At 72.1% G+C, this 13,435-nt stretch carries 15 protein-coding genes; 8 read left to right on the top strand and 7 right to left on the bottom strand.

The window, feature by feature from the left end; translation table 11 throughout:
• The first annotated feature begins 42 nt into the window (after positions 1–42).
• Complete coding sequence (locus AC07DO_RS20080) at positions 43–1,389, top strand: MFS transporter (RefSeq protein ID WP_479061277.1); 1,347 nt, start codon at positions 43–45, stop codon at positions 1,387–1,389.
• A 23-nt stretch (positions 1,390–1,412) separates the two neighbouring features.
• On the opposite strand, the gene AC07DO_RS20075 is transcribed toward AC07DO_RS20080, so the two are convergent.
• Positions 1,413–1,937, bottom strand: coding sequence for a GNAT family N-acetyltransferase (locus tag AC07DO_RS20075; RefSeq protein ID WP_479061276.1), 525 nt, complete (start codon positions 1,935–1,937; stop codon positions 1,413–1,415).
• A gap of 47 nt (positions 1,938–1,984) precedes the next feature.
• On the opposite strand from AC07DO_RS20075, the gene thpR reads away from it, so the two are divergent.
• Positions 1,985–2,575 carry an RNA 2',3'-cyclic phosphodiesterase gene (thpR, locus tag AC07DO_RS20070; RefSeq protein ID WP_479061274.1) on the top strand — a complete coding sequence of 197 codons (591 nt, stop codon included), beginning with the start codon at positions 1,985–1,987 and terminating at the stop codon, positions 2,573–2,575.
• Between the two features lie 156 nt (positions 2,576–2,731).
• Here thpR and AC07DO_RS20065 read toward each other — a convergent pair whose 3' ends face one another.
• The 3 genes from AC07DO_RS20065 to AC07DO_RS20055 form a co-directional block, all read right to left on the bottom strand.
• Positions 2,732–3,724 (bottom strand): aldo/keto reductase, encoded by a 993-nt coding sequence (locus AC07DO_RS20065; RefSeq protein ID WP_479061273.1) that lies wholly within the window; start codon positions 3,722–3,724, stop codon positions 2,732–2,734.
• 57 nt (positions 3,725–3,781) lie between these two features.
• Entirely contained in the window at positions 3,782–4,378 is a 597-nt protein-coding gene (locus tag AC07DO_RS20060) for a Uma2 family endonuclease (RefSeq protein ID WP_479061271.1), read from the bottom strand.
• 71 nt (positions 4,379–4,449) lie between these two features.
• On the bottom strand, positions 4,450–4,977 hold the full coding sequence (locus AC07DO_RS20055; protein WP_479061270.1) for a MarR family winged helix-turn-helix transcriptional regulator: 528 nt from the start codon (positions 4,975–4,977) through the stop codon (positions 4,450–4,452).
• Between the two features lie 23 nt (positions 4,978–5,000).
• Here AC07DO_RS20055 and AC07DO_RS20050 point away from each other — a divergent pair, with 23 nt between their 5' ends.
• Positions 5,001–5,507 (top strand): carboxymuconolactone decarboxylase family protein, encoded by a 507-nt coding sequence (locus tag AC07DO_RS20050; protein ID WP_479061269.1) that lies wholly within the window; start codon positions 5,001–5,003, stop codon positions 5,505–5,507.
• A gap of 62 nt (positions 5,508–5,569) precedes the next feature.
• The gene (locus AC07DO_RS20045; RefSeq protein WP_479061268.1) at positions 5,570–6,745 is read left to right on the top strand and encodes a hypothetical protein; all 1,176 of its coding nucleotides are present in this window, start codon (positions 5,570–5,572) and stop codon (positions 6,743–6,745) included.
• Here AC07DO_RS20045 and AC07DO_RS20040 read toward each other — a convergent pair.
• Positions 6,699–7,697 (bottom strand): AraC family transcriptional regulator, encoded by a 999-nt coding sequence (locus tag AC07DO_RS20040; RefSeq protein ID WP_479061267.1) that lies wholly within the window; start codon positions 7,695–7,697, stop codon positions 6,699–6,701. The genes AC07DO_RS20045 and AC07DO_RS20040 overlap by 47 nt on opposite strands.
• A gap of 89 nt (positions 7,698–7,786) precedes the next feature.
• Between AC07DO_RS20040 and AC07DO_RS20035 the strand changes: the two genes are divergently transcribed.
• Positions 7,787–8,680 (top strand): MBL fold metallo-hydrolase, encoded by an 894-nt coding sequence (locus tag AC07DO_RS20035; RefSeq protein ID WP_479061266.1) that lies wholly within the window; start codon positions 7,787–7,789, stop codon positions 8,678–8,680.
• On the opposite strand, the gene AC07DO_RS20030 is transcribed toward AC07DO_RS20035, so the two are convergent.
• Positions 8,664–9,374, bottom strand: a complete 711-nt coding sequence (locus AC07DO_RS20030) for a GDSL-type esterase/lipase family protein (RefSeq protein ID WP_479061265.1) — start codon at positions 9,372–9,374, stop codon at positions 8,664–8,666. The two genes, AC07DO_RS20035 and AC07DO_RS20030, sit on opposite strands and share 17 nt — an antisense overlap.
• 101 nt (positions 9,375–9,475) lie before the next feature.
• Between AC07DO_RS20030 and AC07DO_RS20025 the strand changes: the two genes are divergently transcribed.
• On the top strand, positions 9,476–10,507 hold the full coding sequence (locus AC07DO_RS20025; RefSeq protein ID WP_479061264.1) for a TolB-like translocation protein: 1,032 nt from the start codon (positions 9,476–9,478) through the stop codon (positions 10,505–10,507).
• Positions 10,508–10,548: 41 nt separating this feature from the next.
• Here the strand turns inward: AC07DO_RS20025 and AC07DO_RS20020 are convergent, their stop codons facing one another.
• Positions 10,549–11,325, bottom strand: a complete 777-nt coding sequence (locus AC07DO_RS20020; protein ID WP_479061263.1) for a TetR/AcrR family transcriptional regulator — start codon at positions 11,323–11,325, stop codon at positions 10,549–10,551.
• A 92-nt stretch (positions 11,326–11,417) separates the two neighbouring features.
• Between AC07DO_RS20020 and AC07DO_RS20015 the strand changes: the two genes are divergently transcribed.
• Complete coding sequence (locus AC07DO_RS20015) at positions 11,418–12,446, top strand: ATP-binding cassette domain-containing protein (protein ID WP_479061262.1); 1,029 nt, start codon at positions 11,418–11,420, stop codon at positions 12,444–12,446.
• Positions 12,443–13,288 carry an ABC transporter permease gene (locus tag AC07DO_RS20010; protein WP_479061261.1) on the top strand — a complete coding sequence of 282 codons (846 nt, stop codon included), beginning with the start codon at positions 12,443–12,445 and terminating at the stop codon, positions 13,286–13,288. The genes AC07DO_RS20015 and AC07DO_RS20010 overlap by 4 nt, the downstream gene beginning before the upstream one ends.
• Positions 13,289–13,435 lie beyond the last annotated feature (147 nt).

Here is a 13,435-nt window from a genome sequence, read left to right as displayed (position 1 = left end):
CGCCCGCGGGAGCCGTACGAACGCCAAGGAGGCGAACCAAGTTTGAGTTCGGGACCCGGAGCAGACTCCGCCCCCGCACCAACCGCCCTCGACAAACCCGTCCGCCCCGACAAGACCTCGATGTTCAGCTCGCTGAGGATCCGCAACTACCGGCTCTTCGCGACCGGCGCGGTCGTCTCGAACACCGGCACCTGGATGGCCCGCATCACCCAGGACTGGCTGGTGCTGAGCCTCACCGGATCCTCCGCGGCCGTCGGTATCACCACGGCCATGCAGTTCCTGCCGATGCTGCTCTTCGGCCTGTACGGCGGCGTGATCGCCGACCGCTTCGCCAAGCGCAACCTGCTCTTCCTCACGCAGGGCGCGATGAGCCTCAGCGGGCTCTTCCTCGCGGCGCTGACGCTCAGCGGACACGTCCAGGTCTGGCACGTCTACTTCGCGGCCTTCTTCACCGGCCTCGTCACCGTCGTCGACAACCCGACGCGGCAGTCCTTCGTGTCCGAGATGGTCGGACCCGACCAGGTCCGCAACGCGGTCTCGCTGAACTCCGCCAACTTCCAGTCCGCCCGCCTCATCGGCCCCGCCGTGGCGAGCGCGCTGACCGCCGCCGTGGGACCCGGCTGGGCGTTCCTCGCCAACGGTCTGTCCTTCCTCGCGCCGCTCACCGGCCTCATGCTGATGCGCACCGCGGAGCTGCACCACACCCCGCGCAAGCCGCGCGGCAAGGGGCAGCTGCGGGAAGGCCTGAACTACGTGTCGAAGAACCCCGAGCTGATCTGGCCGATCGTCCTCGTCGGCTTCGTCGGCACCTTCGGCTTCAACTTCCCGATCTGGCTGAGCGCCTTCGCGGACGACATCTTCCACGGCGGCGTGGGGATGTACGGGCTGTTCAACACCCTGATGGCGGTCGGCTCGCTGGTCGGCGCGCTGCTCGCGGCCCGGCGCGGCAGCTCGCGGCTGCGGCTTCTCGCCGGGGCGGCCATCGCCTTCGGCGTGCTGCAGATCGTGGCCGCCGTCGCGCCCGAGTACTGGATGTTCGTCGCGCTGATCGTGCCGATGGGCATCCTCGGCCTGACGGTGAACGTCACCGCCAACTCCTCGGTCCAGATGGCCACGGACCCGGAGATGCGGGGCCGCGTCATGTCGCTGTTCATGATGGTCTTCACCGGCGGCACACCGCTCGGCGGCCCGCTCTTCGGCTGGCTCGCCGACGCGTACGGCGTCCGGATCAGCATGGCCGTCGGCGGTCTCGTCTGCGCCCTCGCCGCGGTGGGCGTCGGCCTGATGCTGGCCCGCGCCGCCGACCTGCGGCTGAAGGTGGACCTCCGCCGCGGCCGGCAGCACGTGCAGTTCGTGCCGAGGGAGCGCGAGCTGGCGACCGCGGCGTAGCCGCGCCGTGGTGCGGGGCCCGGTCAGACGTGCTGTGCGAGCACCTGGCCGGGCCAGCTGCCGTCCGGGCCCGTGAAGGGTTCGGTGGCGGTGAAGCCGTTGCTCTCGTAGTACGCGACGAGGGCACGATCCTCGCCCCGGTAGCAGTCGACCCGCAGCAGCCGGACGCCCTGCCTGCGGGTCTCCTCGACGGCGTGCGCGAGCAGGGCGCGGCCCACACCGCGGCCCGCGAAGCGGCGGCGGTCGGCGGCGAGCAGGTGGATGTACCGCTCCGGTTCGTCCGCCGCGGGAATGGTGTCGCCGCCCGGCCCGTCGGTGAGCGTCACCGTGCCCGCCACCTCGCCGCCGATCTCCGCGATCCACGGTTCGCCCGTCGTCAGGTACTTCTCGACCAGCGCGACGGCCTTCGGGTTCTCCGACCAGGGCTTGGTGCCCCACTGCCCCGTGCGGCCCCGCGAGACGAGCCACTCCACGGCTCCGTCGAAGAGCGCGAGGACGGCGGGAATGTCGTCGGCCCCGCCCTGCCTGATCCCTATCGGTTCACTCATGCAGGGAGGCTAGGGCCTGAGCCACCGGACAGGTTTAGCGTCACTCCATGAGACTCTTCGCCGCGGTCCTCCCGCCGGACTCCGCGACCACCGAACTCGCCTGTGCGGCGCATACGTTGAAGGAGCTGCCCGGCGCCGACGGGCTGCGCTGGACGGCCCGCGACAGCTGGCACTTCACCCTCGCCTTCATGGCCGAGGTCGACGACGCGACGGTGCCGGACGTCACCGCCCGGCTGGAGCGTGCCGCGCACCGTACGCCGCCGTTCTCCCTCGCCCTGCGCGGCGGCGGCCACTTCGGGGGCCGGGCGCTGTGGGCGGGCGCCACGGGGGACGTGACGGCGCTGCGGCTGCTCGCCGCGCGGGCGGACGCGGCGGCGCGCAAGGCGGGCGTGACGATGGAGGAGCACCGGCGCTACCGCCCCCATCTGACGCTGGCGCGCACCCGCGGCGACGGCGATCTCGCGCCGTTCGCGGACGCGCTCGGCTCCTTCGAGGGCACCGCGTGGACGGTGCGGGAGCTGACCCTCGTACGCAGCAATCTGCCGAAGAGCGGGGTGGCGGGGGAGCGGCCCCGGTACGAGGTGGTCGGGCGCTGGGTACTGGGAGGCGGCGCGGGGGTGCCCGGCGGCTCCGGTTAACCTCGTGTGCGTGGACCCGAAAACCAGAAACCGGATCATGGCCGGTGTGCTCGTGATGATGTTCGTCGTGGTGGCGGTGGCGGCCGCGCTCGGCGGTTAGCCGGTTAGCCGGTCGGCCGGTCGGTCGGCGCGCGCCGCCACCTGATCACTCGGTCGTCACCAGGCGAAGGACTCCGGTGAGGGGCCGGGTCCGGGGAAGATCTCGTCGAGCGCGTCGAGGACCTCGCCGGACAGTTCGAGCTCGACCGCGCGCAGTGCGGATTCGAGCTGCTCGGCCGTGCGGGGGCCGACGATCGGCGCGGTGACGCCTGGCCGGGCCAGCAGCCACGCCAGCGCGACCTCGCCGGGCTCCAGGCCGTGCTTGTCGAGCAGGTCCTCGTGGGCCTGGACGCGCGCCCTGACCTCCGGCTTCGCGAGCTCGGCGGCGGCGCGGCCGCCGGTGCGGCGCGACCCCTCGCCCTCCTTCTTCAGCACGCCCCCGAGCAGCCCGCCGTGCAGCGGCGACCACGGGATGACGCCGAGGCCGTAGTCCTGGGCGGCCGGGACGACCTCCATCTCGGCGTCGCGGGCGGCGAGGTTGTAGAGGCACTGCTCGCTGACGAGGCCGTAGCCGCCGAGGCGCCGGGCGGTCTCGTTGGCCTGGGCGATCTTGTAGCCGGGGAAGTTGGAGGAGCCCGCGTAGAGGATCTTGCCCTGCGTGACGAGGACGTCGACGGCCTGCCAGATCTCCTCGAACGGTGTGTGCCGGTCGATGTGGTGGAACTGGTAGAGATCGATGTGGTCGGTCTGGAGCCGCTTGAGGCTGGCGTCGACGGCGCGGCGGATGCTGAGCGCGGAGAGCCGGTCGTGGTTGGGCCAGGGCTCCTCGCCGTGCGGGGCCATGTTCCCGTACACCTTGGTGGCCAGTACGACCTTGTCGCGGCGGCCGCCTCCCTGTGTGAACCAGGTGCCGAGGATCTCCTCGGTGCGGCCCTTGCCTGCGCTCTGGCCGTAGGTGTTGGCGGTGTCGAAGAAGTTGACGCCCGCGTCGAGCGCGGCGTCCATGAGCGTGTGGCTGTCGGGTTCGTTGGTGAGCGGCCCGAAGTTCATGGTCCCGAGCGTGAGCCGGCTGACCTTGAGCCCTGTGCGTCCCAGCTGCGTGTACTTCATGGGAGTCCAGCCAACGACGTGGAGTGGACTCCAGGCAAGGGGATTCCGGGGGCCGGGTCAGTCGCGGGGGAAGCCGTTGGTCTCGAGGACGAGGTCCACGACGGTGCCGGTCAGGTCGATCTCCTTGCCGAAGTCGGACTTCGACTCGGTGCGGTACTCACCGTCCTTGGGGTCGGTGTAGACGTGGCAGCGGCCCTGGTACGGGTCGGCGATGAGGTAGACGGGGACGCCGGCTTCGGCGTAGGTGGTCTTCTTCGGGCCGTAGTCGTTCAGGCCGGTGCCTCGGGAGATGACCTCGGCGATGAACTCCACGTCCTGATGACGCCAGTGCCCCGCCTCGTCCGTCTCCGCTCCGTCCTTCAGTTTCGCGAGGTCGGGGCAGAAACCGTTCTGATGGCCGGGGAAATCGATGCGTACGTCAGTCATCACCAGCGCATCCCGGCTGAACCTGTCATCCAGGGCGTAGAGCACCTTCCGGATGATCTGCCAGTGCACATTCCGCTGCGGCACCATATGGACGGCCCCCTCGACGACTTCCGCCTTGACTCCCTCGGGGACCATCCGCTCGATGAGCTCGAACCATCGGTCCAAGTCCCACTCGGCGTCGTCGTCGGCCATCTCGATCCTGTCGGTCATCACATCTACGACGGTCATCGTGGCGCTCCTCCCCGGCCGCGCTCCGTCGAACGCAGCCGCGCAGTACAACGATACGCACGGTGACAAGGTCACGAGCCGCCCAGCCATCCCGCCGCGTCGAGGCGGAACGCGTCCGGCGCTACGACCGCGCGGAGGGACGACTCCAGGTCGGCGAGGTGGTCCGCGCCCAGGGCCGCCGCCCACTCCGCCCGCAGCTCGTCGAAGACCGCCGCCGAGCGGCGGAGCGCGTCGATGCCGTGCGGGGTGAGGCGGACGAGTTTGCGGCGGGCGTCGGCGGGGTCGTCGGTACGGGCCGCGTAGCCGAGGGCGATCAGGCGGTCGACCGTCTTGCCCGCCGCCTGCTTGGAGACGCCGAGGCGGCGTCCGACCTCGCTGGCGGTGGCGCCGTCCGGCCCGATGGCCTGCATGGCGAAGCCGTGGGCAGGGCGCACGTCGGGGTGGCCCTGGCGGGCGAGTTCGGCGTGCAGGCGGTCGATGAGGGTGCGGAAGCCGGCGAAGAGGAGGAGGGGGAGCTCGTATCCCGGGGCGGCCGCCGGTCCACCGGCAACTCCCTTGCCGTTATCGACAACCTGGTTTACCTTCTTGTCGTCAACCATGTTGTCGATTTTAGGGGGTACACATGTTCACCGCGCACACACCGGACACCGCGCCGCCCGCCTCGCGCGCCGCGATGGAGCGCACCGCCGCCGCCTTCGGGCAGGTGCCGGACGCCGTGGCGCGGCTCGCCGAGTCGCCGGAACTCCTCAACGGATTCCTGGAGATGACCGCCGCCTTCGACCGGGCGACCCTCGACCCCGTCGCCCGCGAGGTCGTCATCATGACCGTCGCCGTCCGCAACGACTGCCACCTCTGTGTCACCCTGCACACCGGCAAGCTGCGCAAGCTCGGTGCGGGGCCGGCGCTGGTGGCCGCCCTGCGCGAGCAGCGCCCCCTGGACGACGAGCGCCTGGAAGCCGTCCGGCGGTTCACCCTCGCCGTCCTCGCGACGGCGGGCGGCGTCCCGGATGACGACGTCAAGGCGTTCCTCGCCCACGGCCACACCGAACGCAACGCCCTCGAAGTCGTCCTCGGCATCGGTACGTACACGATGTCGACGCTCGCGAACCGCCTCACGCGGGCGGCCTGACCGCATCGCGCGGCACGCGTCAACTCCATTGCGCTCCAAGTGACTTGACTGACACTGAGCCCATGGATGTCGTTGCTGAAGCGGTGCGCGTGGTGGCCGGGTTCGCCGGTGGGGCGGCGGGGGCCGTGGGGGCCGAGGTGGGACAGGGCGTGTGCGACCTCGTGCGGCGGCGCGTCGGGGCCGACCCGTCCGGGCAGGCCGCGCTCGCCGTCGTGGACGAGCGGCCGCGGGACCCGGCGGCCCTGGCCGCGCTGACGCAGGCCGTACGGGAACGGGTCGCCGCCGACCCGGAGTTCGCCGCAGGACTGGCGCAGGCCCTCGCGCAGGCGTTCGCGGGCCCGCCACCGCCCGATCCGCCACCACCGTCCGCCCCGGCGTCCCCGTCCGAGCCGCTGCCCCCGTCCGAGCCTCCGCGGCGGTACACGGGCAGCATCGTCATCGACGGCGGCGCGAAGGTGCGGGGCAGCACGCTGTCGCTGGGGCCCGTGACCTTCAACAACACCCCGGCCGGGCGCACGGCGCTCGGTGCGTGTCTGGCCGTCCTCGTCGCCCTCGTGGTCCTCGCCGTCTACGGCGGCACGCAGGCGTTCAGCGGTGACGACTCGCCGGGCGGGGGCGGGGGCGGGGACGGGGTGGCCGCGTCCGGCGTGGAGGCGGGCGACGCCGCGGTCGGCGGCACGGGCGACGGGTCGGGCGACGGGTCCGGGAGTGGTGCGGGAGACGGCGGGCAGGGTGACGGGGAGGGGAAGCCCGAGCCGCTCACCGACGCCGACGCGGTCATGCGGGTCCTGCCCGACCCGACCAGCCTGGCGTCGGGCTGGACGGTGAGCGTTCCGCCCACCGCGGACGTCTCCTCGCAGGACGACGGCTCGACGTACGAGGGCAAGGCCGAGTACCTGCCGAGCTACGGCATGGACACCCGGTTCCGCGTCCTCGCGTACCCGAGCGCGAGCGAGGCCTCCGCGGCCTTCCGTGCCAGGAGCCGGGAGGCGGCCGAGGAGGGCGCGCGGCGGCTGACGATGCCGGCGGTCGGCGACGAACTCATCGCGTTCTCCCTGTCCGAGAGCCGCGGCGAGGGGTACGTCACCGAGACCACCAACCACACGATGGTCCGCACCGGCACCGTGCTCACCTTCGTCAGCGGCAAGGACACGGAGAGCCGCCACTACGACAGCGACGACCTGCGGTCCGTCACCCAGCTGATGTCCGCACGGGCCCGGAGTGCCCAGTCGGGCTGAGGCTCCCCGCGCTCCGGTCCCGGTACCGGCCGGGCGTCGTGCCGAACGTGCGCGTGAAGGCGTGGGAGAGGGCGTACGGGGAGCTGTAGCCGACCTGGCGGGCCACCGTGTCCAGAGGGGCCGTCGAGTCGCGCAGGAGGGTGGCCGCGCGGGACATGCGCCACCAGGTGAGGTACGCCATGGGGGCGCGGCCCACGAGGGACGTGAAGCGACGGGCCAGCGTGGCGCGGGAGACGCCGGTGCGGGACGCCAACTCCTCGTTGGTCCACGGCGCTTCGGGTGCTTCGTGCAGGAAGCGCAGGGCCCGGGCGACCACCGGGTCGCCGAGCGCGGCGGGCCACCGGGCCGGGCAGTGGGACGCGGCCTGGGAGTCCGTCAGCCAGGCGCGCACCATGTAGACCAGGAGCAGGTCGAGGAGGCCGGCGACGGCCACGTCCGCGCCACAGCGGGAGGCGCCCGCCTCCCTGCCGAGCAGGTCGATCGCGGCCCGGAGTTCGGGGTGGTGGCCGGCCCGGCGGGGCAGGTGGACGATGTCGGGGATCTCGTCGAGCAGCGGGTGCGCGTGACCGCGGTCCAGGTGGTACTTGCCGCAGAGCATCTCGACCGCGGGCCCGGGGGAGCCGCCGGGCGCGTGGTCGTGCGTCACCGGCAGGGCGTGCTGCTCCAGCCAGAGGTCGAACGGCGCCGCCCGCTCCACCGCGGGCCCGTCGGCGGGCGAGTCCGCGAGGATGTGCCCCGAGCCGCGCGGCAGCAGCACCACGTCGCCCGCCGCGAGCACGAACGGGGCGCCGCCGTCGTCGGGGAGCAGCCAGCAACTCCCCTCCAGGAGCACGCGGAAGCCGAGTCCGTCGTACGAGGGGATCCTGGTGCACCACGAGCCGGACGCCCTGATCCGGTTGGAGACCGGCTGTCCGATCCGTGCCGCCGAGATCGCATCACTGACCACGTCCATGGCCGGAGCCTAACGCGTGAGACGTACGCGTATGAGGTTGAGGCGTACGGGCATTGAGGCGCTCACGCAGTCGTCCGTAGGTTGAGCCCATGAGCGAACTCAGTGCGCAGAAGGTCATGTTGGGCGACGTCGAGGTCAGCCGCGTCGTGGAAGTCGGGAGGTTCCCGCTGCCGACGCAGGTCATCGCACCCGAGGTGCCCGAAGAGGTGTGGCGCGGCAACGAGGAGTGGCTCGCGCCCGACCACTGGGACCCGGGCAGCGGCGACGCCCTCGCGGTCATGCAGACCTGGGTGCTCAGGAGCGAGGGCGGGACCGTCCTCGTCGACACGGGCATCGGCAACGGCAGGGAGCGCCCCGGAGTGCCCGCCTTCGAGCACCTCGACACGGACTACCTGGACCGGCTCGCCGCCGTCGGGGTCCGCCCCCAGGACGTCGACGTCGTCGTCAACACCCATCTGCACGGCGACCACATCGGGTGGAACACACGTAACGAGGGCGGGAGTTGGGTGCCCACCTTCCCCAACGCCATTTATCTCATCCCGGCCGCCGACCACGCCTTCTACGGTCCCGCGCGCGGAGACGCCGTCCGCGCGGACCACAGGTACGGCTTCGCGGACAGCATCGCCCCGGTCGTGGAGGCCGGTCAGGCCGTGCTGTGGGAGGGCACGCACCGCATCGACTCCCGGCTCACCCTGGAGTCCGCGCCCGGCCACACCCCCGGCTCCTCCGTGCTGCGGCTGCGGTCAGGCACCGACCGCGCGGTCTTCGTCGGCGACCTGCTGCACGTTCCGGTGCAGATCCTCGAACCGTGCTGCAGCAGCACCTTCTGCGAGGACCCGAAGGAGGCGGCCGCCTCGCGCGTCCGGGTCCTCGGACGGGCCGCCGACGAGGGGGAGCTGGTGGTTCCGGCGCACTTCGCCGGGCCGGGCGCCGTGGAGGTGCGTCGCGAGGGGGAGAGGTTCGCGATCAGCCGGTGGGTGTGACGGGCCGCTCGGCGTCGTAGGGGCCGCCGATGCCCCACGCCTGCGACAGCGCGTCGGCGAAGGCCGCCGCCAGTCTGTGTTCGCCGCTCGCGTTCGGGTGCGTGCCGTCGTACGTGTCGACGTGGATGTCGTACGCGGGCGGGCGCGAGGCCAGGAGGAGCGGCGAGCGGGGCGTGTCCAGGTCCGCGGCCGCCTTCGCGAGGAGTTCGTTGAAGCGGGTGACCTCGGCGGCGAAGGGGGCGTCCGACTCGGCGCGGATGTTCGGTATGACGGGGAGCAGGACCATGCGGACGTGCGGGTTCGCCGAGCGGGCCGCGGTGACGAAGGCGCGGACGTTGTCCGCGGTCTGCTCCGCGTTCGTGTAGAAGCCGAGGTCGATGAGGCCGAGGGAGACGAGCAGGACGTCGGCGGGGTCGCGGGTGAGCGCGCCGGCGATCCGCGGGGCCATGTGCAGCCAGCCCTCGCCCCAGCCCGCGAGGTGGTTGCGGGGGAAGTCCGGTGAGGCGGCGGGGTGGTGGTCGTGGGAGACCGGCTCTCCCGTCGCCTTGTCGTGCAGCGCGGTGCGCGGGCCGACCACGGCGACGCCCCTGGGGCCGAGGGTGCCGCGCAGGTGCTGCCACATCCGATGGCGCCAGGTGTGTTCCCCGGCGCTTCCGATGGTCATCGAGTCGCCGACGAACATGAACCTGAGCATCCGGTCATCATCCCGGACGGGGGCGGCCGTCTGCGATGTGAGGCTGCGCACGCTCCCCGCCCGGGCGGTGGGAGGGCGAGGACGGATGGCACGCTTGGCCCATGCGTTCGCTTCGGGCTGTTCCGTCTGCTCCGTCTGTTCCGTCTCTCCTCGCCGGTGTCGGCGCCGCGCTGGTCCTCGCCGCGGCCGCCGCCGTGCCCGCCGCGGCCGACGGCCACGACGGGTTCACGATCGAGGACCCGCGCATCGTCGAGTCCAGCGGCCTCGCCGCCTCCCGCGCCCACCCCGGCGTCTACTGGACGCACAACGACCAGGACAAGGGTGCCTTCCTGTACGCGGTCGACTCGAGGACGGGGAAGACCGTCGCCACCGTCACGATGACCGGCGTCGGCGCGCCGCGCGACGTCGAGGCGATCTCGGTCGGCGGCGACGGGAACATCTACGTCGGCGACATCGGCGACAACCTCAACGGCACCTGGAAGAACGTCTGGGTCTACAAGCTCCCCGAGCCGAAGACCCTGAAGGACCAGACGGTCCGCGCCACGCAGTACGTCGTGAAGTACGCCGACGGCGCGCGGGACGCGGAGGCGCTGATGGTGCATCCGAAGACGGGCCGGATCTACATCGCGAGCAAGAACGAGGACGGCGGCGGTCTGTACGAGGGCCCGGAGCGGATGTCCACGTCGGGCACGAACGTCTTCCGGCGGATCTCCGAGATCGACCTGTGGGTGACCGACGGCGCGTTCTCGCCCGACGGCGAACAGCTGGCGCTGCGCGGGTACTTCGGCGGCATCTGGTACGCGTGGAAGGGCGCGGGCGAGAAGCCGCAGCGCAAGGGCCGGCTGAGTGTGCCGCTGCAACGGCAGGGCGAGTCGGTGACGTACACGCTCGACGGGACCACGCTGATGTACGGCACCGAGGGCGAACAGAGCGAGGTCAAGCCCGTGGAGGCGCCGGGCGGCGGGTCGGGGGGCGGTTCCGGCGGGTCGTCCGGCGGTGCGGGGTCCGGCGACGGGGGCGGGGGCTCCGGCGTCGAGGGGGGCGTCAAGACGGGCGCGATCGTCTTCGGGGCCGTGCTGCTCGCCGTGTTCGGCTGGAAGCGTCTGGGGCGGCGCGGCGGCGCCCGCAGGTAGCCGTACCGGCCCGGGGCAGGTAGCCGTACCGGCCGGGGGCCTCAGTCCTCGGTGCTCTCGGCGCGGCGCCGGGCCACCAGGACGTCCAGGCCGTCCAGGAGGCGTTGCAGGCCGAACTCGAAGTGGTCGAAGTCCGGGCCGAACGAGTCGTCGGCGAGGCCCGCGAGCGCCGGGTAGCGGCCGCTCCTCATGATGCGTTCGAGGGTCGGGGCCTGAGCCTCCCAGAAGTCCTGCCCCGACAGGCCGCTCCTGTTCACGGCCTCCATCTCGTGCACCTGGGTGCGGGCGACCCCGGTGACGTACCCCTCCGTCATGACGATCACCCCGATCAGCTCGGGGTCGGTCAGGCCCATCGGCTTGATGCGGGACAGCACGCGGTCGAGGCCGCCGACGGCGCCGGGGCCGAGGACCGGGCGGGCCTGGTTGACGTGGAGCAGCCAGGGGTGGCGGCGGTAGAGGACGAGGGTCTCGCGCGCGAACGCCTCGACGCCCTCGCGCCACCCGCCGGTGAAGGGCTCGTCCTCCTCCGGTGGCGTGTTGACGCGGTCCAGCATCAGGTCGACGAGGTCGCCCTTGCCGGGGACGTACCGGTACAGGGACATCGTGCCGGTGCCGAGCTCCGTGGACAGGCGCCGCATGCTGACGGCCGCGAGTCCCTCGGCGTCCGCGAGCCGCACCGCCTCGGTGACGATCCGGTCCAGCGTGAGCCCCGGCTTGGGGCCGCGAGCCGGACGGCCGCCCTCGCCCCAGAGCAGCTCCAGGCTGCGGGTGATGTCGCTGCCGGTGCGCCGGTCGTCGCCGCCGTTGGTGCTCGTCATGACGCTCAGCCTAATCGCAGACACCAAAACTGGGTACGGTGTACCCACAGAACTGGGTACGGTGTACTCTCCATTGGGTACGGCGTACCCAGATGACGTGGGGAGAGGGGCAGTCGGTGGACGGAAACAGCTATGCGGTGCGGGCCGAGGGGCTGGAGAAGCGGTACGGGGAGAAGCGCGCGCTGGACGGTTTCGACCTGCACGTCGAGCGGGGCACGGTGCACGGGCTCCTCGGGCCCAACGGCGCGGGCAAGACCACCGCCGTGCGCATCCTCTCCACGCTCGTCCGGCTCGACGGCGGCCGCGCCGAGGTCGCGGGCGCCGACGTCGTGCGCGAGTCCGCGCTGGTCCGCGGCCGCATCGGCCTCACCGGTCAGTACGCGGCGGTCGACGAGATCCTCACCGGCCGGCAGAACCTGGAGATGTTCGGCCGCCTCTTCCACCTCGGCGGCAGGCGCGCGGCGCGGCGCGCCCAGGAACTCCTCGAGCAGTTCCACCTGGAGGAGGCGGCGGAGAACGGCGCGGGCCAGTACAGCGGCGGCATGCGGCGCAGGCTCGACCTCGCCGCGTCGATGATCCTCGCGCCCGCCGTCCTCTTCCTCGACGAGCCGACCACCGGCCTCGACCCGCGCAGCCGCCTCGAAGTGTGGGACACGGTGAGGGGGTTGGTGGCGGACGGCACGACCGTGCTGCTCACCACCCAGTATCTGGAGGAGGCCGACCGGCTCGCCTCCCGCGTCACCGTCATCGACCGGGGCCGCGCCATCGCGGACGACACCCCCGACGGCCTGAAGAACACGGTGGGCGGCAGCCACCTCGACGTCGTGGTGCGCGACCACGCCGACCTGCCCGCGGCCGTCAGGGCCGTGTCCCGCGTCTGCGACGGCGAACCGCTGGCCGTCGACGTGGAGCGCCGCGTGCAGGGCGCGGTGACGGATCGCGTCACCGCCCTGACGGAGGTGGCGCGGACCCTGCGGGACGAGGGCGTCGCGGTCGAGGACATCGGCCTGCGCAGGCCCAGCCTCGACGACGTGTTCCTGCGGCTCACGGGCCAGACGTCCGGGGCGAAGGAAGCGGCCGCGGAAACGACCACGAAGAAGAAGGAGGAGGTCGCGGCATGAGCGCCACCCTCACACCGACCGCTCCGGCCCCCACCCCGCGGCACGGACGCCTCTTCTGGGCCCTGTCCGACTGCTGGAACGTCACCCGCCGCTATCTGACGCACTTCCTGCGCCAGCCCGTCACCATCGCCTGGCAGCTCGGCTTCCCCATCATCAGCGTGCTGCTGTACGGCTTCGTCTTCGGCGAGGCGATGAAGGTGCCCGGCGGCGGGGAGGACGGCGACTACAAGCAGTTCCTGATGCCCGGCATGTTCGTGATGACCATGGCCTTCGGCTTCATGAACACCGCGATGGGGGTCGTCACCGACTCGACGAAGGGCGTCATCGACCGGTTCCGCTCGATGCCGATGGCTCCCTCGGCGGTGGCGTCGGGCCGCGGTCTCGCCGACCTCATCGTGGCCTGCGCCGAGCTGACCATCCTCGCGCTGACCGCACTGGCCATCGGCTGGCGCTCCGACGCGGGCGTCGCCGACACGCTGCTCGCCTTCGGCCTGCTGCTGTTCCTGCGCTTCAGCCTGATCTGGGTGGGCGTGTACCTGGGCCTGGTGGTCCCGACCCCGGAGGCGGCGGGCGGCCTCTACGCGGTGGCGTTCCCGCTCACGATGATCTCCAGTGTCTTCGTGGCGCCGTCCCTGATGCCGGACTGGCTGGCCCCGGTCGCCGCGTGGAACCCCGTCTCGTCGACGGGCACGGCCACGCGCGAACTCTTCGGCAACCCCGGCGCGGGCGGCACGAGCTGGGTCGAGCAGCACGCGGTGCTGATGGCGGTGGTGTGGCCGGTGGTGGTCTCGCTGGTGTTCCTGCCGATGGCGGTACGGAGGTTCAGGCGCCTGAGCCGCTGAGCTGCAGTGCGGGCCCGGGGGGGGGGGAACCACAGGGGAGGGTTGTCTTCCCCCGGCCTCTCTGGTCCTTCCCCCCCCACCCCCCAGCCCAGGCAACAAAGCACCACACCCCCCCTCCCCCCACCCATGCCCCCCAAAACACACCCC

It is taken from the genome of Streptomyces sp. NPDC045678, assembly GCF_056432085.1.
The sequence above is the reverse complement of the archived record's forward strand: the minus strand, read 5'-3'. Positions and strand labels throughout refer to the sequence as shown.